Below are 17367 nucleotides of genomic sequence, written 5' to 3'. Positions count from 1 at the left end.
ATCAGCGTTATTGCTCGCTCACCTCAAGTTCAGTGGGTTTCTTTCGCTTAAACTTCTCGCGCAGATATTGCATCATCACGAAGAACACTGGCGTCAGTAACGTGCCTACAAACGTAGAGAGAATCATGCCGCCGAATACTGCAAAGCCCAGTGAGTGACGAGATGCCGCACCGGCACCCGATGCAATCACCAACGGGAATACCCCCCAGATGAAGGCAAATGCGGTCATCTGTACTGCACGGAAACGGATTCGAGCAGCTTCTTTGGCAGCATCAATGATGGATAAGCCCTTTTCTTCTCGCAGAACTTTGGCAAATTCCACGATAAGAATCGCCACTTTGGCGGACATACCGATCAAGATGACCACACCAATCTGCACGTACAAGTCGAACGGTTGTCCCACCAGCAGTAGCGTGCCCATTGCGCCGAGAATCGCGACTGGAACCGCCATCATTACCGCTGCAGGAATGGTCCAACTTTCGTACTGAGCCACCAAGAACAAGTATGTGAACAGCAAAGACAATGCGAACGCGATCGGCGCCATGTTGCCTGCTTTCATCTCTTGGTAAGTCATGCCTGACCACTCGTATGAGTAACCACTTGGCAAAGATTCCGCAGCCAGTTTTTCAATGGCTTTTACAACATCACCCGAGCTGTAACCTGGCGCTGGCGCACCGTTCACGGTTGCAGAACTGAACATGTTGTAGTTCGACAAGGTATCTGGGCCGAAGATCGGCTTCACTTTCACTAGCGTTGCCAGTGACACCATTTTTCCAGAGCTTGAGCGAACAAACAGATGGTTGATGTCGTCGATATTGTCACGGTATTGCTCTTCTGCTTGCACTTTCACTTGGTACGAACGACCAAACAAGTTGAAGTCAGAAATGTAGGCGCCGCCCAACTGTGCTTGCAGTGTGCTGAAGATTTCATTCAACGGTACGCCCATCGAAATCGCTTTATCGCGATCAATATCGATGTAACGTTGCGGAATATTCGCACGGAAAATCGAGAACGCACGCGCCACTTCAGGCAGTTGGTTGATTTGGGCAACAAAATCAGCGGTTGTTTTTGCCAACTCTTGTGGAGAACGGCCCAAGTTGTCTTGCAGCACAAGGTTGAAACCATCTACCGCACCCATACCTTTGATTGCCGGCGTCGCGAAAACGAACGAAGCGGCATCTGGTGTTGAGTTCAGCATTTGGTTAACTTTATTCATCAATGCGCGTTGGTGTAGCTCAGGGTCTTTACGTTTGCTCCAGTTATCCAGTTTGATGATCAACATGCCCGAGTTTGGAATCGACGCCATGTTAATTACCGAGAAGCCCGCAACCGAAACCACGTTCTCCACACCTTCCATCTGTTTTAGTTCATCAACGTACTTCTTCATTAATGGTGCAGTACGCTGCAATGCTGCTGCGTCTGGCAAACGCATTTCGACCATGAACACGCCTTTGTCTTCGTTCGGTACGAAAGAGGAAGGTACGGTCATGAACGCAAATGCCAGCACCGCAATAAGCGCGCCATACACACCGATACTCAGCACAATACGACGGCTCAAGAAGCCAACTAAACCTTGGTATTTGCGCGTTATTGCTTCAAAACCTCGATTAAACGCACGCAAAGGCGCAATAGGTTGCGAGTGAGTTGATTTCAACATCAACGCACAAAGCGCTGGCGTTAACGTTAATGCGTTGATCGCAGAGATCAGCACCGACACACAGATGGTGACTGCGAACTGGTTGAACATTCGACCGGAAATACCCGGCAATAGCGCAACCGGTACGAATACCGCCAACAAAATAAGCGTTGTTGCCAATACTGGCCCCGTCACTTCTTTCATAGCTTGGATCGTGGCCGGAATCGAGTCTAAATGCTCTTCATGGATAACCCGCTCCACGTTCTCTACCACGATGATCGCATCGTCCACCACGATACCGATGGCGAGGATCAAGCCAAACAACGAGATCGTGTTAATGGTCATGCCAATCACGCCCATGATTGCGAACGTCGCAATGATGGAAACCGGAATCGCAAAGGTTGGAATGATAGTCGCTCGCCAGTTCTGCAAGAAAACATACACAACGAAGGTGACAAGAAGTACCGCAATCACCAACGTCTCGTACACTTCATCAATCGATGTCTCTACGTATTCGGTAGAGTCATAAGCGATGTCGTAAACCAAATCATCTGGGAACGATTTCTCGTACTCTTTCATTGCCTCTTTCACGCGTTCCATCACGTCTAGCGCGTTCGCTGTCGGCAACTGGTACAATGCCAGAACGGCGGCTGGTTCGTTATTCATACGACCATCAGCTTCGTAACCTTGTGCGCCAACTTCCACACGAGCCACATCTTTCAAGCGAATCAAAGAACCTTTCCTGCTCGCGCGGATGATGATGTTCTCGAACTCTTCCGCAGAAGTAAGGCGGCCTTTGGTTTGCAAAACATATTGATATTGCTGGTCACCCGGAGCTGGCATACCACCGATCTTACCCGCCGCCACTTGGATGTTTTGCGTTTTAATTGCGCCAATAACATCGCTAGCAGAAAGCTTCAAGGTAGCCAGTTTATTTGGGTTCAACCAAATACGCATTGAGTAGTCTTTCTTACCCAGCAGCGTAATGTCACTCATACCTTCGATACGTTTTAGACGCTCGACAATATTGAGATCCGCGTAGTTAGAAAGGTAGATACTGTCGTGAGACTGTTTCGGAGAACGCAGTGTGATAACGCCCAGCATGTCGGAAGATTTCTTCTTAACCGTCACACCGATTTGGTTTACTTCTTGTGGTAGAGACGACGTCGCCTGTGCCACCAAGTTGTTCACACGAACCTGCGCCATATCGCCATCTGCGCCCACTCGGAAGTAAATACGCAATGTGTATGAGCCATCGTTACCAATCACAGAAGACATGTAAATCATGTCTTCAACGCCGTTGACTTTGGCTTCTATCGGTTGTGCTACGGTCTTTTTAACCACGTCCGCGTTTGCCCCCGGATACATGGTGCTCACCGTAATTACCGTTGGAGAGATTTGAGGATACTCAGAAATTGGCAAGACTTTCAGGGCGATCATGCCCATCAATGTCATAGCCAGTGAGATCACCAAAGCAAACTTCGGCCGGTGAATGAAAAATTTACTTAACATCAGTACTCACTCAGCCTTGTTCACTCTGTAGCTCAACGTCTTTCACCGTTGCACCCGGACGCACTTTTTGTAGACCATTGACGATGACTTTTTCGTTAGCCGCCAAACCAGTCAGCACAGCACGTTTCACACCGTAGGTCTGACCGAGTTCAACGTTACGACGAGACACCACGTGATCATCACCAACCACCATGACGTAGTCACCCGCTTGGTCTTGTTGAACAGCCGCCGATGGGATAAGCAAACCATCAATGGTTTTGTTGCGCAGCTTGATGGTCAAGTTGCCATATTCACCCGGCATAAGCGCGTAAGTTGGGTTATCGAATTGTGCTTCTGCTCGAATTGAGCCTGTTTCTAAATCGATCTTGTTGCCAACGGCGTAGATCTTGCCATCAAGTGGATACAATGAGCCGTCTGAAAGCGTCAGTGTTAAATCAACATCCAGTTTGTCATCGTTACGATGAGCCACATCAATGGCACTTCTTACGCGGCGGTAGAGCTTCTCATCCACATCAAAGCCAAAGCGAATTGGGTCGATTTGAGTGATCGAAACAAGAGGAACGAGTTGAATTTTCGAAATACGGTCACCCACTCGGAAGTTGCTGAAACCCACGCGACCAGAGAAAGGAGCACGCACAGAGCTAAATTCAAGATCGAGCCTTGCTGAAACCAGCGTCGCCTTCGCCTCTTCTACCGAAGCAATCGCTGCGGCTTGCGCGGCAATGGCGTCATCGTATTGCTGCTCACTGATGCTTTTATCTTTGATGAGTTTCTTCACACGTTCTGCATCACGCGTAGTTTGAACGAGTTGTGCTTTTGCTTTTTGCAACGACGCTTTTGCATACGCCAGTGCCGCTTTGTAAGGACGGTCGTCGATTTCAAACAGCAATTGGCCTTTTTCGACCATATCGCCATCTTTAAAATGAATCGCGGTTAATTCTCCACCGACTCGAGGCATAATATCAACGTCATTTACCGCTTCAGTTCGACCGATAAAAGTATGATAAGGAGTGATTTTTGTTTCGGTTAGGGTAACGGTTTCAACAGAGGGTGCTTGAGCAGTTTTCGTTGCGATATCGCCAGTTTTGCATCCTGATAGTAATGCAGAAGATATAGCAATAGATACCAACGCAAATTTATATTTGGCTTTCATGATAAACCTACTTTATGTAGAAAGTGCCCTAGCCTAAATATTTAAATATATGGATAAACACACTTTCTATTCTGGAAATAAACGAGGGAGTTAGAATTGGTAGTTAAATTCGATACGGTGATCACCATCACCGAAATTAACGTGATCATTCCAGTTTGCAAAGTAACGAATATTTGCGCGAGGATTAATTTGATAAGACAACGCAAACTCATGAGCCAAGATATTATCTTCACCTGCATAATAAGTATCTTTATATTGACTAGACCCTGACAACGTATGCATATACATTGGGTTGTAGTTAATCCAGATTTTATCGGTTAATTCAATTTTTGAGTACATACCCACAACAGTGAAAGTAACTGGAATTTCATAACCTTTGTCATCACCACTAAAATCATTAGCAATAGTGACACCCGCACCAGCTAAAGGAAATAGCTGCAACATACCAAACTTAGGTAGACCTTGAATAAAGCTATAAGATGCATCTAATTTATCGTTATCAACGTCGTAGTTTACATCTAATTGACGGCCTAGACCTTTTGCGACTTCTACTTGGAAATTACGTAGTCGGAAAGAGTCAATGCTGTCATCAACGTTGGCATATATTGGATCGTCATTGTCGCGAATGCCAAATAGCTCACCACCAATGCCTTTCATTTCAATGATGTTCATCGCCATGGTACCAGGCTGGCTAGATTGGTAAGTTTGACCGATTTTGATGTTCGCGCCTTTATCAGTAATACCAAAGCCAGCTTGGGTGTATACCGCAAGTGGGTCAGACATATCTTGTAGTTCTTCGTTATTGTTTGTCTGCGCATAGGCAGAAGACGCGAGTTGTAGGGCTGCAACCATAATGGCAACAGACGGTTTCACTAAATTCATAAAACTGTATCCATTTTAATGATTATAAAATTATTCACGTCATGAGGTCATCATAAATAGCAAGCAACACAACTCGCTTTGGATAACATAAATTATCAAAGCAAATTCAATAATGACGAAACATTCGACGCTTTAATTAAAATAAAATAAAGCATCGTAAAAGTTCAATCACCGCTACTTATATCTTATATAACTTGAAATTTGGTAATACTAACGAAGAAGGAAATATTAAAACTTATTAAAATTCAATTATCATTAGAACGAATGATTAATTAATCTTACCATATAAATAGAGAGTGCAATGGATTTAGGTGATCGCGATCAATGTTTCATTTCGATCGTACAACACTCTTCAGATTAATTAGAACATTATAATAATTTAAAAAACCTTAGTTTGATTAGCCTCGCATCAGATTAGAATAGTAGCCCTATAATAAATAAAAAGGGAATCACTCTCTGTGATTCCCTTTTTATTATCGAGCGATAAAGCGCCGATGCATTTCGATAACTAAAACGCAAACAATTCGCACTATTGCAGTTTCTCTATTCCCATATTGAACAGTGCAAAACTATAAATATCTGCATTTGTCTCAATTATTTTACGCGTTGGTGTGCCTGCACCATGTCCTGCATTGGTTTCGATGCGAATTAAGGTCGGATTTGAACCCGCTTGCTTCGATTGCAATTCAGCAGCAAATTTGTATGAGTGAGCAGGAACAACACGGTCATCATGATCACCGGTTGTAATCAATGTTGCTGGGTATTCCACCCCCGCCTTTACATTGTGCACTGGCGAATAATCTTTCAGATATTGGAACATCTCTTTACTTTGCTCTGCCGTGCCGTAGTCATACGCCCAACCAGCACCTGCGGTAAAAGTATGGTAACGCAGCATATCCAGTACGCCGACTGCTGGCAGCGCCACTTTAAACAGCTCTGGACGTTGCGTCATAACGGCCCCCACTAACAAGCCACCATTCGATCCACCGTTAATGGCTAACTTGTTTGATGACGTTACCTTTTCATCAATTAGGAATTCAGCCGCAGCAATAAAGTCATCAAACACATTTTGCTTTTGCATTTGAATGCCAGCGTTGTGCCACTCTTTGCCATATTCCCCACCACCACGAATGTTCGCTACCGCGTAAACACCACCAAGCTCTAACCAAGCCGCACGTGTCGGGCTAAAAGATGGCGTGAGGCTAATGTTGAAACCGCCATAACCATATAGGATGGTTGGTGCACTGCCGTCCATCGGTGTCCCTTTTTTATAGGTGATGATCATCGGCACTTTTGTTCCGTCTTTTGAGGTGTAAAACACCTGGCGAGAGTCATACAAAGCGGGATCAAATGGCGCTTTAGATTTGTAGTACACCTCGCTATCACCATCTTTGATGTTCAGACGATAGGTAGTGCTTGGCATCTTGTAGTTGGTGAAAGAATAGTAGACTTCGGTTTCATCTTTTTTACCCGAGAAACCGTATGCGCTGCCAATATCAGGCAATTTGATTTCTCGGATGAGTTTGCCGTTCATGTCGTATTGCTTCACCATCGAGATCGCATCAACAATATAGCTCGCAAACAAATTGCCACCCGCGGTAGAAACACGTAACACGTTCTTTGTTTCAGGAATCAAATCTTTCCAGTTTTTGGGCTGCGGCTGACTTGCATCCACCGTCACGACGCGTTTGTTCGGTGCATTAAGGTTCGTAACCAAGTACAGTTTCGTGCCTTGGTTGTCTATCACCCAAGTATCAGAACTGGTGTTATCTAAAATGGTTTTCAGCGGGCTATTTGGCTTACTCAGGTCTTTGAAGAACAGTTTGTTGCCCGACGTCGATACGCTGGCTGAGATAAACAAGTAGCGTTCATCTTCCGACGTGTAACCCCCAACGTAGCGATACTTTTCGTCCTTTACACCACCGAAAATTAATTGGTCTTCACTTTGTTTCGTCCCTAGTTTATGAAAGTAGAGCTTGTGTTGGTCTGTCTTCGCGGAAAGTTCACTCCCTTTTGGCTTGTCATAACTTGAGTAATAGAAGCCTTGATTGCCGAGCCAACTGATGCCACTGAACTTAATATCCACCAGCGTTTCACCGACGGGCTTTTTGGTTTCTGTGTCTAACACAATGACTTTGCGCCAATCGCTACCGCCTTCCGAAATGCTGTATGCAACCAAAGATCCATCTCGTGAAAAGCTCACTCCCGCTAACGATGTGGTGCCATCTTCACTAAAAGTATTTGGATCGAGGAAAATTTCTGCTTCACCATCACCTAGCTGCCGATAAAGCACGTCTTGGTTTTGTAACCCGTCATTTTTGTAGAAGTAAGTGAACTTACCCTCTTTGAACGGCTGGCTTTGTTTTTCGTAATCCATGAGCTTAGTAATGCGCTCTTCAATCTGCTCGCGGTAAGGGATTTTCGCCAGATAATCAAACGTCACTGCATTTTGTGCCTTAACCCATCCTGCGGTTTCTGGGCTGAGATCGTCTTCCAACCAGCGATAAGGATCACTCACTTTTGTACCAAAGTAGTCATCGACAACATCCACTTTTTGTGTGGTTGGATACGTGATGGTTTTCGGGGTTACCTGTTCAACCGACGATTGCGCCGCTTCATTGGCATACGCCACAGACAACACACTTCCGAGTGCGAGAGCCGTTGTGAGTGCTAGGGTGTTCTTTTTCATGAAATTCCTTTTTATTTTTCTGTTGTCTTTTTGTGCAATACATCAGAACTCTACTATATATCGACAAAATGAATCTAATTTCATTAAACGAGTTGTGAAAGCCATCCTAACTCCCTCATTTTCTTCCAGTTCTACAAACTAGTAAGTGGAAGTGTAGAACTTGGGAACAATACTGAAGAGCCACGATGGCGTTTACTCTCTTTCGTCTAAGTCAGCTCGATTTGGCGCAAAACCCCAGACTCAGAAGCGAAATCTTGGTCGTGACTAATCAGAACAAATCCACCTTTGTATACATTTAACGCCTGACTAAGCATTATTTTTGACTCGAGGTCGAGATGGTTATCTGGTTCATCAAGCAGCAGCAAAGGCTGAGAATTTTGGTTGCTGACTATCAGCATCGCGAGCTTCATCTTCTCGCCACCGCTCAGTAGGCGCCCCAATCGAAACACAGCATCTCGACGAAAACCGATCCCGGCCAATAAGGTCCTCGCTTCACTTTCCGTCATCTCTTGGCAGCTCTCCATTACGTTCTCAAGTAACGAAAGATTTGGATTCACTGCACCAAAATGTTGGTCGAGATAGTACAAAGGCGTATTCACTTGCAACTCACCACTCTGCAACGATAACTCGCCAAGCAACGTCTTTAACAAGGTTGATTTTCCGCAGCCATTTCTCCCTTTGAGATGGACTTTGTCGTTCGCAAAAATCTGCAACGTGATAGGCGTAGAATTCCCAAAAGGTAATATACCTTCTTGTATCGACAACACTTTTCGCGAACGGTTCGGATTATCTGTAAGATAAAGCTTTTGCGCCTTGAGTTGCTCATGTCGCGATTGCAACGCCTGTTCTTTGGCTTGTAAATGCGCTTGTCTGAGTTGCTCATTCTTATTGCGATTTGAAGCGCTGGCGGTCGCGCTATCCTTTTTTCCATCAAGCAAAATTTTGGGCTGACTGCCGTCTTTGCGCAGTTTGTTCCCTTGCGCGGCGCGTTGGTCTGCTTTTTCGCGATTTTTCTGGGCTTGCTCGGCTAACCGTTTTTTCTGTTTATCGACTTGCGCTAACTGCCTCTCAACCGCTTGCAGTTCAGTGCGTTTTTTCTCGGCGTACACATCGTAATTTCCACCAAAAGCCTGTAAACCTAGGCCCGATAGCTCCCAAATTTCCTCCATCTCTCGCAGCAGCTCACGATCGTGACTGATGAGTAAAATCGCACCGCTGAAATGCGTCATAGACTCTATCAACCATTGTTTCGCCTCGGTATCGAGGTGATTGGATGGTTCATCGAGAATCAAAAGCTCCGTTTCGTTTTCAAACAACTGCCATAACTGCAAACGTGCCAACTGACCACCACTGAGCCGAGCACAAGAGAAGTCAGGGTCTTGCGGCAAGCCCATCGCAGCAAGCTGCTGTTTGAGTTTCAGTTCAATATCCCACTGTTCGCCAACCAGTTCGAACCAATGCTCAGAAACATCACCTTGTTCAATCTGCTTCAAAGCATGTAAGGCCGAGTCTGTTCCTAGAAATTGGGCGATCGATTGCTGACCTGAAAGCAGATCAGACGGCTGCTGGCGATACATCATGAAAGAAGAGGGAGCAGTCACAACACCGCTGGCAGGCTGAATTTCTCCCGCTAAAATGGAAGCCAAAAGCGACTTGCCGATGCCATTGCGCCCAACCAAACCAACACGTCGTTTAGTCATGGAACAAGAAATAGACTGGAATAGCGTATCGCCATTATCAAACTGATGGCTAACATTAAAAGCTTGTAAAACTGGCATAATTTGCCTCCTGTATGACAGGGACAACAGCCGTAGCTATGATTTGAAATGGCAACAAAACGCGTGCACAAACGCATTAAGCTCTATGTAAAGCTCGACGATATACGTCAAATCAAAAAGTCGTCTTGTTGCAAAGAAATATCGGAAAGTGAGCTACGCCTACTAACCCTGCAGATCCAAAAAATAAGTAAAAATATGGATGACAGGTTTAGTTCTTCATGTTGGCGTAATCTCCTAGAGAAATGATGCGCAGAGTGTAGCCGCTTTTTTGTTCAAAAAGCAAGCTTTCTAACCAAATGTGAACAAAAAGAAAGTTTCACAATAAGTTGTTATATCACATTAACTTTTTAACAAGTCTTTGAACAATTTCGAGATCTTAGCAACACAATTTTTATCCAAGCCATACTATGCTTAGGGTAAAGATAATCCACATAAGGGCGTGGTTATGAAATACAAACATATCCTTGTTGCACTCGAACTGTCAGATGAAAGCACCGTGCTTATCGACAGAGCGGTATCAATGGCAAACTATCTCGACTCCGATATATCCTTTATTCATATTGATGGTACGCACGGAGAAATCTATCGTGAGCTTGTAGACATTAAAGAAAACCCGGATCAAAGGCCGTTGAATGAGCATTCAATGGAATGTTTAAAAACATTTAGTGATTACATGGATTACCCACTTAAACATTTCTTCGTAGGTACTGGCGACTTGGCTGATAAATTAGAGGTCACCATTAAAGAGCAAGAAGTGGATCTTCTGATTTGTGGTCACCACCAAGATTTCTGGAGCAAGATTATTTCTTACTCCAGACACTTAATTAACAAGTCACCGGTGGATATTCTAGTCGTCCCTATTCATGATTAGTAAAACGTAACGCTTCCCAAAACCACCAATTTATTTGGTGGTTTTTTATTGATATTGAAACAGCTTAAACAGTTTTCCAAACTAGCTTGGCGATCATTTATGAGTTACATTTTCTAACCAACCCGCGCTCCTACTGGGCATGGTTATTTAGATAGCAAGGATCCCTATGGCAAATAAAAAAGTACTCATTCTCTTTGCTCATCCTTCCCAGCATCGTTCAGAAGTGAATACTCCACTTTTCAAAGAAGCTCAAAAAATTGAAGGCGTGACATGTGTTGATCTCTATGGCGAATACCCTCGTTTCGATATTAATATCGACCGTGAGCAGCAACGCTTACGTGAGCATGACGTGGTGATTTTCCAATTTCCACTATATTGGTATTCAACGCCTGCGATTTTAAAAGAGTGGCAAGATCTGGTTTTGGAATATGGCTTTGCTTACGGTACAGATGGCACAGCACTGCAAGGTAAGACCATGCTTTGTGTGCTGTCTGCAGGGGGTAAAGAAGAAGCTTATAAGGCAGAGGGCTACAACCACTTTACGATTCGTCAACTGCTTGCGCCTATTGAACAAATGTCCGCACTGACCGGCATGAACTACATTGCCCCTCTCGCGATGTTTGGCGCACGTACAGCAGATGAAGAAGGGCGAATCCCTCGTCATGTCGAGCGGTACAAGAGCCTGCTAACAGCTTTAGTCGAAGATAGGTTGGATGTTGAAGCTGCGGCGTCATTAATCAAGCTTAACAGCGCATTGCCAGAGCTCATTAAGGAGGCTTCATGACAGGGATATTCTTACAAGCCTTCGTATATTTGATTGCTGCTGTAATTGCAGTCCCACTTGCTAAGCGTTTGGGACTTGGGTCCGTTTTAGGCTATCTCATCGCAGGTGTGGTCATTGGCCCAATTATCGGTTTAGTCGGTGAAGAAACAACAACAATCCAGCACTTTGCCGAGTTTGGCGTGGTGATGATGCTGTTTCTCGTCGGTTTAGAGCTCGAACCCAAAATGTTGTGGGCGATGCGCAATCGCTTAATGGGTTTAGGAGGTCTGCAAGTCGGTGGTACCGTCGCGGCGATTATGGGTATTGCCTTGTACTTTGACCAGCCTTGGACCATAGCCTTAGCCATAGGTTTGATCTTCGCCCTCTCTTCTACTGCGATTGTTTTGCAAACTTTTAGCGAAAAAGGATTAACGAAGACGGAAGGTGGACAAAACGCTTTCTCCGTGTTGCTTTTTCAAGATATTGCAGTGATACCAATGTTGGCGTTCATTCCTCTATTGGCCTTACCTGAATTAATTGAACAGGCACAGTCCGCGGCTCAAACAGCCGCAGCGCACCATGAAGAATTAAGCCTCGTTGCGGGGTTGCCCGGCTGGGCATACGGCATCGTAATCACAGCATCGATTGCAATCGTCGTCGTTGGTGGACACTTTTTAAGTCGACCTCTGCTCAATTATGTGGCTAGCTCTGGTTTGCGAGAAATCTTTACCGCAACTGCACTCATGCTGGTCATTGGTATCGCTGCACTGATGAGTTTAGTGGGCTTATCTCCTGCCTTAGGAACCTTCTTGGCTGGCGTTGTATTGGCGAACAGTGAATTCCGCCACGAGTTAGAATCCAATATCGAACCATTTAAAGGTCTATTGTTAGGTCTGTTCTTTATTACCGTTGGCGCAGGGATCAACTTCTCGGTCCTTTTTGGTGATTTCTGGTTGGTCATGGCATTGACCATTGGCGTGATGGTTTTGAAAGCCTTGGTGCTGTTTATTCTTGCACTGATATTTAGGGTGAAAGGCAGCAACCGCTGGCTGTTTACCCTAAGCTTGGCTCAAGCAGGTGAATTCGGCTTTGTGCTTCTAAGCTTTTCAGTGCAAAACCACGTCATCCCATTTGAACTCTCACAAACTCTTGCGTTAGTGGTTGCGATTTCGATGTTCCTGACACCAGGTTTGTTTATTCTGTTTGATAGAGTGATTCTGCCGCGCTTTGAAAGCCAGTCAAATGAACGCGAAAGCGATACGATTGAGGAAACAGGCACGGTGATCATCGCCGGCATCGGCCGCTTTGGACAAATAGTGAATCGCCTATTGGTATCAAACGGCGTGACTACCGTGGTACTTGACCATCAATCTGACCAAGTCGATAACATGCGCCAGATTGGCACTCGCGCCTATTTTGGCGACGCGACTCGACCAGATATGCTACATACAGCCGGCATTGAGCACGCCGCTGCGTTGGTTGTGGCGATTGATAACCAAGAATCGAGTGTAGAACTGGTGAAGTACGTTAAGCACACGTACCCAAAAGTAACAGTGATTGCACGTGCCTTTGACCGTGGACATGGCTATCTTTTGCGTCAAGCGGGGGCTGATATTATTGAATCAGAGACCTACCATTCTGCATTGGAGATGGGCGGTCACACAATGAAAGCCCTTGGCATTCACCCCTTCTTTGTTGAACAACAGAAGGCGACATATAAGCGTGTTGAAGCACGTAAGTCAGAAATACTTTACAAAGCTTGGGAAGATGATTCTGAAGGTGAACGCTATGACAACAATTTCCGACAACTGTTTATTCAGTTAGAGGAGAAAATGGCGGAAGAGATGCAAAAAGATCGTCATGACAAACTATCGCGGTCAGAACGTGGTTGGACACCGCCACCTAAAGGTTACGCAGATGACTTTAATGAAGATAACGTCCAAGAGCTAACACCACCAAGAGAAGAGCCTATCCAACGATAACGCACTCCATATTAAAAACCTCCCGCTTGGTAGGTTTTTATTTTTTCAGTACAGAGCCACACGCCGTGCAGGATAAAATGATCTTCTCGATATTACATAAGATCATTCATTAAAATCTCATACTCTTCGTTTGCTTCTTCCACTAAATGAGAAAGCTCTAACGCATCAGTAACTGCAAGATTGAACTGCCACGGAGTTGTGTCTTCTTTACCACAGATTCGAGTTTCACACCCACGACTCTCAAAAGACAAATCATCAAACTCTGTGGTGTGGCGCTCTTGAAGTTCAACAATCTCAACTTCTAATTTACCAACAGGGTTGACTTTAACGTGGGCATGTAACTCCGAACTGTTAGACAAACAATAATCTCTATGAACCGCAATCATGGCCGCCTCCTTGGTCTGCCAACTGACAACTCAACATTGAGTGTAGACGAGGGATTTTGAACGTGGCGTGAAATAATAATGAAGATTGATCTGTCTCATTAGAACAGACAATTGTTGTCATGAAGGCATTAGCCAGCATGAATCTCATCTGATTTAAATTGTTCTGAGATCGTAATAGTTGGCATTTACCGAGACTTTCCCTATTATCGAAACAAAATTACTGTGGTCATTCTTTAGAGGTCAGTATGGAGCTTGAAGCCGTTGCTAAAGCACTAAAAGAGTTAGGGCATCCGACTCGTTTAAGTATTTACAAAGAAGTCGTCAAAGCGGGATACAAAGGTATCGCGGTAGGCGGCGTACAAGAAAAGCTTGGCATTCCAGCATCCACTCTCTCTCATCATATCTCGAGCCTTGCTTCAGCCGGTCTTCTCACCCAGCGCCGTGAGGGTAGAACCCTTTTTTGTGTTGCAGAGTATCAGTGCTTAGATGACGTAATTGGTTTTTTAAAAGCAGAATGTTGCGTTAACGAGTGCTCATAAATTTCTAGCAAAAACGAGAGAGTTTGAGTTTATATTGAACTTCAGCAGAACGTGAATGACGATGAAAAACATACACACCGAAGTTGCTAACCTCGGTGTGTACATCTTCTACTTCGCGACGAGTAACATCGACGACTTAGATGGTACGATTAACTTACCGTCAGTTGGAATGATTTGTTCTGTCATCAAATCAACCCAATTACCATCGATTTTTAATGTCAAAGACTGTTGACGCTGTGATTTATTAAGCACCACAATACCTTTGTCACCTCGCTTAAGTACGAGCATGTCATCGTTACCTTCAAGAACACTCATCGGCTCGCCATGCGTCATATTATGGAACTGGATCATTTTTGCCATTCTCGGATCGCTCCATGCACCTTGCCATCTTGGCTGACCATTTTTACCTTTAATACCGCTGGTGTTTAAGTCGGTATAAATCAACGGCACACCACCATCTCGGCCTAGAATATAGGCATAAGCTAACCATTCGTTTTCCTCGTCCATGATGAGATCAAGAAAGACATCATTGTTAGGAATATCATGTGTGATAGCAAATGTAATCGCACGACCGGGAGACAGAGCCTGACCAAAACAATAGGGATCAATCAGAGACTTGAAGCTGCCCTTTTTAGCAAACGCCTTAAACATGGTTGAGAACAAAGGGAAATCGTACGCACCTAGGCGAGTTTCCTGTAGATACGGCTCAAGAAACAGCTGATACTCTTCTTCCGTCGCACCGCCATCGGTAATAATTTCACCAAATATATGCACATCCCGCGTGATGTCGTCTGTCCAAACACGCTTAAGATGCTCTAACGTCATGTGTTTCGCAGCGTCAATACGAAAACCTTTCACACCAATAGCTTTCAGCGCCTTTAGGTACGCTCGCTGCTGCTCAACAACATGGTCACAAACACGAAGAGTTGGCAAGCCAGGATCGGTTGGCCCACCTGTGATACGTCCGTTTTGAACCTGCCACTTATCTTTCCAGTCTTTGATGCCGAATGCTTCAACAAAGTCCTCTTCATCAAAAAGTGGTTGAGATAGATCGCCAAACAACGCTAGCGACTGATATTTCTGTTTGTTGTTCTGGTATTCCTCCAAGACCTCTTGTCTTGGGTACTGAAGGTCTCTGCGAAGGTGGGCCTCATTTGCCATATGGTTAAACACTACGTCGGCATAAACCCACACACCAACTTGCTCCAGTTCACGAACCATATGAATAAAATCTTTGGTATCACCCAAGGCATTATCGATAACACGATAATCCTGTGGTTGATAACGCTGCCACCAGCGCTCATCGTGTGCGCTTTTCATTGGTGGCGAAACCAACACAGAGCCATAACCAAGCTCGCGGATTTCTTTTGCTCGTTGGGCAATGTCAGCATACTTCCAATCAAACGCATGTAAGATAACGTTTGCACCGAATGATTGTGTTTCCTGTGAGCCACTCATGTTGTTCTCCTGCTCGTTTCCACTCACGATTACTTGTTTGCATTTTTTTGTGAGTGAATTCAATAATCGAAATTATAAAAGCTATTCATCAGAGGCACTCACCCTTTTAGCACTAACTCAAGGCTGAAATCGAAGGCGTAGCAACTCATCCATTGCACAGCGATAAATCGTTCTGAGTGAATAACGGGCACACAACATACAACCCAAATAGCCCAACACAAACCTAAAATATTGTTTTTATTGGCAAAAACATCAATCAAAAAAGATGCAACATAAGACCTACGTACGCCCTAAAATAGGCCCAAAGGATAAAAATAGCCAAGCCAACCCGTTGAGTAATCAATTGTTAATAAAACGAAACTGGCAGGTGGATCACGTTTGGCGCGTTTCAAAAATCCAGTAAATCACCATACCTAGCGTTAAAAGACTAAAGATTTCTGTTTGTATCTGTCCCGAAATGACTTCAAAATGCGAAACTTAGCTTATCTCTATGGGGTATGCTCTACCTTGGAGGATAATAATGAATATCAAAGAATTTTCTGACCTCGTCGGGCTATCTGCTCATACACTTCGATACTATGAAAAAATCGGTTTACTTAAACATGTCCATAGAAACGCGAGTGGACATCGAATGTATAGTTCGAAAGATCTAAACTGGATAAGCTTTGTTAAACGTTTAAAAGAAACTGCAATGCCACTTGAAGAGATTCTAGAATATGCCAAATTAAGGGAAGTCGGCTCTCAATCTGTACCACAACGTCAAGCCCTGTTAGAACAACACCAAGAAAACCTCAAACGCCACATTGAGCAACAGAAAAAGCACTTATCGGCTCTAGAAGAAAAAATTGCCTTGTATAAAAGCGGAAAAGTTCGTTGACTTAGAGTTAACTCTAACGATTAAGGTGTGTTTACGTTTATTCACTAGGAACATACCGATGGAACAATCACGCTTTAACAAAGGATTAGAACTACTCTCTCAAATTGATGGCGACGCTGGTCATAATGTCATCGAAACCTTACAAGATATTTGTCCAGATTTAGCTCAGTACACCATTGAGTATCCGTTTGGCGATATTTATGCTCGCCCGGGCTTAGACCTAAAATCGAGAGAAATCGCAACCGTCGCCGCGCTAACGGCTATGGGGAATTGCGCGCCGCAACTAAAAGTGCACTTAAATGCAGCGCTGAATGTAGGCTGTAGCGAGGATGAGATTAAAGAGATCATTTTGCAGATGTCCGTCTACGCAGGGTTTCCCGCGGCATTAAACGGCATGTTTGCATTCAAAGAAGTGCTAGCGGAAAGAGCAGAGCAATAACGACGTTGAAATCAATTTAACCGCAATTAAAAACGGCCCTTGGGGTTCGGGCCGTGATTAAAACAACGAGTGAATTAGCGCTCAGGAGTTTCAAGCAGTTTAACCGCGCAATCTACCGCGTTGTTAATGCCTTGACTGCTCTCCAACTTGCCTGAACTTGCAGGACCAAGGGCACAAGAATACAAAGCCAGCTGCTTATCGAACGGCAGATCCAACTGTTCATAGAGATTTTGTCGGATTCTTGCATGTTGTTCTGGTTCTTGGTTAGCAAGGCTAATCAACGTTTCATAAATAAGCGTTTTCATGTCTTTCCCTTTTCACTTTATTGCACGGGGTGCATATATATTGTATCCATTTGGGAAACACAAATCAGAAGCTAGGTCACAGAACGCGTCGCTAAAA

Annotated in this window: 14 protein-coding genes; 6 read left to right on the top strand and 8 right to left on the bottom strand. The window is 44.6% G+C overall.

The window, feature by feature from the left end:
* Window positions 1–7: 7 nt before the first annotated feature.
* The 5 genes from vmeQ to R7R24_RS13850 all read right to left on the bottom strand — a co-directional run bounded on the left by vmeQ (window position 8) and on the right by R7R24_RS13850 (window position 9650).
* On the bottom strand, window positions 8–3148 hold the full coding sequence (gene vmeQ / locus R7R24_RS13870; protein WP_054578672.1) for an efflux RND transporter permease subunit VmeQ: 3141 nt from the start codon (window positions 3146–3148) through the stop codon (window positions 8–10).
* Between the two features lie 10 nt (window positions 3149–3158).
* Window positions 3159–4301, bottom strand: coding sequence for an efflux RND transporter periplasmic adaptor subunit VmeP (vmeP, locus tag R7R24_RS13865; protein ID WP_054578671.1), 1143 nt, complete (start codon window positions 4299–4301; stop codon window positions 3159–3161).
* A 90-nt stretch (window positions 4302–4391) separates the two neighbouring features.
* Window positions 4392–5183 carry a hypothetical protein gene (locus R7R24_RS13860; RefSeq protein WP_206946986.1) on the bottom strand — a complete coding sequence of 264 codons (792 nt, stop codon included), beginning with the start codon at window positions 5181–5183 and terminating at the stop codon, window positions 4392–4394.
* A gap of 529 nt (window positions 5184–5712) precedes the next feature.
* Entirely contained in the window at window positions 5713–7872 is a 2160-nt protein-coding gene (locus tag R7R24_RS13855; protein ID WP_054578670.1) for a prolyl oligopeptidase family serine peptidase, read from the bottom strand.
* Window positions 7873–8078: 206 nt separating this feature from the next.
* Entirely contained in the window at window positions 8079–9650 is a 1572-nt protein-coding gene (locus tag R7R24_RS13850; RefSeq protein ID WP_054578669.1) for an ATP-binding cassette domain-containing protein, read from the bottom strand.
* A 445-nt stretch (window positions 9651–10095) separates the two neighbouring features.
* Between R7R24_RS13850 and R7R24_RS13845 the strand changes: the two genes are divergently transcribed.
* From R7R24_RS13845 to R7R24_RS13835, 3 genes are all read left to right on the top strand, one after another.
* Complete coding sequence (locus R7R24_RS13845; RefSeq protein ID WP_005375398.1) at window positions 10096–10521, top strand: universal stress protein; 426 nt, start codon at window positions 10096–10098, stop codon at window positions 10519–10521.
* Window positions 10522–10687: 166 nt separating this feature from the next.
* Entirely contained in the window at window positions 10688–11305 is a 618-nt protein-coding gene (locus R7R24_RS13840; protein ID WP_005375391.1) for an NAD(P)H-dependent oxidoreductase, read from the top strand.
* On the top strand, window positions 11302–13266 hold the full coding sequence (locus tag R7R24_RS13835) for a monovalent cation:proton antiporter-2 (CPA2) family protein (protein WP_005375390.1): 1965 nt from the start codon (window positions 11302–11304) through the stop codon (window positions 13264–13266). Before R7R24_RS13840 ends, R7R24_RS13835 begins: the two co-directional genes overlap by 4 nt.
* Window positions 13267–13358: 92 nt before the next feature.
* Here R7R24_RS13835 and R7R24_RS13830 read toward each other — a convergent pair whose 3' ends face one another.
* Window positions 13359–13652: a hypothetical protein gene (locus R7R24_RS13830; RefSeq protein ID WP_005375389.1), complete on the bottom strand. Its 294-nt coding sequence runs from the start codon at window positions 13650–13652 to the stop codon at window positions 13359–13361.
* A 245-nt stretch (window positions 13653–13897) separates the two neighbouring features.
* Between R7R24_RS13830 and R7R24_RS13825 the strand changes: the two genes are divergently transcribed.
* On the top strand, window positions 13898–14191 hold the full coding sequence (locus R7R24_RS13825; protein ID WP_005375388.1) for an ArsR/SmtB family transcription factor: 294 nt from the start codon (window positions 13898–13900) through the stop codon (window positions 14189–14191).
* Between the two features lie 108 nt (window positions 14192–14299).
* Here R7R24_RS13825 and R7R24_RS13820 read toward each other — a convergent pair whose 3' ends face one another.
* The gene (locus R7R24_RS13820; protein ID WP_017635250.1) at window positions 14300–15649 is read right to left on the bottom strand and encodes an alpha-amylase family protein; all 1350 of its coding nucleotides are present in this window, start codon (window positions 15647–15649) and stop codon (window positions 14300–14302) included.
* A gap of 520 nt (window positions 15650–16169) precedes the next feature.
* On the opposite strand from R7R24_RS13820, the gene R7R24_RS13815 reads away from it, so the two are divergent.
* Together R7R24_RS13815 and R7R24_RS13810 are read left to right on the top strand one after the other, a co-directional pair.
* A complete protein-coding gene (locus R7R24_RS13815; protein WP_005375386.1) occupies window positions 16170–16526 on the top strand; it encodes a MerR family transcriptional regulator in 357 nt (118 codons plus the stop codon).
* A gap of 58 nt (window positions 16527–16584) precedes the next feature.
* Window positions 16585–16965 (top strand): carboxymuconolactone decarboxylase family protein, encoded by a 381-nt coding sequence (locus tag R7R24_RS13810; RefSeq protein WP_054574449.1) that lies wholly within the window; start codon window positions 16585–16587, stop codon window positions 16963–16965.
* A 74-nt stretch (window positions 16966–17039) separates the two neighbouring features.
* Here R7R24_RS13810 and R7R24_RS13805 read toward each other — a convergent pair whose 3' ends face one another.
* Window positions 17040–17270 carry a PAS factor family protein gene (locus R7R24_RS13805; RefSeq protein WP_005375384.1) on the bottom strand — a complete coding sequence of 77 codons (231 nt, stop codon included), beginning with the start codon at window positions 17268–17270 and terminating at the stop codon, window positions 17040–17042.
* Window positions 17271–17367 lie beyond the last annotated feature (97 nt).

The sequence above is a fragment of the Vibrio sp. 704 genome, from assembly GCF_033339295.1.
Note: the sequence above shows the minus strand (reverse complement) of the source record. Positions and strands in the feature narration are given on the sequence as shown.

Excerpts from the sequence above, each read along its gene's own strand:
- vmeQ (WP_054578672.1), bottom strand. The coding sequence starts at position 3,148 with ATGTTAAGTAAATTTTTCATTCACCGGCCGAAGTTTGCTTTGGTGATC.
- vmeP (WP_054578671.1), bottom strand. The coding sequence starts at position 4,301 with ATGAAAGCCAAATATAAATTTGCGTTGGTATCTATTGCTATATCTTCT.
- R7R24_RS13860 (WP_206946986.1), bottom strand. The coding sequence starts at position 5,183 with ATGAATTTAGTGAAACCGTCTGTTGCCATTATGGTTGCAGCCCTACAA.
- R7R24_RS13855 (WP_054578670.1), bottom strand. The coding sequence starts at position 7,872 with ATGAAAAAGAACACCCTAGCACTCACAACGGCTCTCGCACTCGGAAGT.
- R7R24_RS13850 (WP_054578669.1), bottom strand. The coding sequence starts at position 9,650 with ATGCCAGTTTTACAAGCTTTTAATGTTAGCCATCAGTTTGATAATGGC.
- R7R24_RS13845 (WP_005375398.1), top strand. The coding sequence starts at position 10,096 with ATGAAATACAAACATATCCTTGTTGCACTCGAACTGTCAGATGAAAGC.
- R7R24_RS13840 (WP_005375391.1), top strand. The coding sequence starts at position 10,688 with ATGGCAAATAAAAAAGTACTCATTCTCTTTGCTCATCCTTCCCAGCAT.
- R7R24_RS13835 (WP_005375390.1), top strand. The coding sequence starts at position 11,302 with ATGACAGGGATATTCTTACAAGCCTTCGTATATTTGATTGCTGCTGTA.
- R7R24_RS13830 (WP_005375389.1), bottom strand. The coding sequence starts at position 13,652 with ATGATTGCGGTTCATAGAGATTATTGTTTGTCTAACAGTTCGGAGTTA.
- R7R24_RS13825 (WP_005375388.1), top strand. The coding sequence starts at position 13,898 with ATGGAGCTTGAAGCCGTTGCTAAAGCACTAAAAGAGTTAGGGCATCCG.
- R7R24_RS13820 (WP_017635250.1), bottom strand. The coding sequence starts at position 15,649 with ATGAGTGGCTCACAGGAAACACAATCATTCGGTGCAAACGTTATCTTA.
- R7R24_RS13815 (WP_005375386.1), top strand. The coding sequence starts at position 16,170 with ATGAATATCAAAGAATTTTCTGACCTCGTCGGGCTATCTGCTCATACA.
- R7R24_RS13810 (WP_054574449.1), top strand. The coding sequence starts at position 16,585 with ATGGAACAATCACGCTTTAACAAAGGATTAGAACTACTCTCTCAAATT.
- R7R24_RS13805 (WP_005375384.1), bottom strand. The coding sequence starts at position 17,270 with ATGAAAACGCTTATTTATGAAACGTTGATTAGCCTTGCTAACCAAGAA.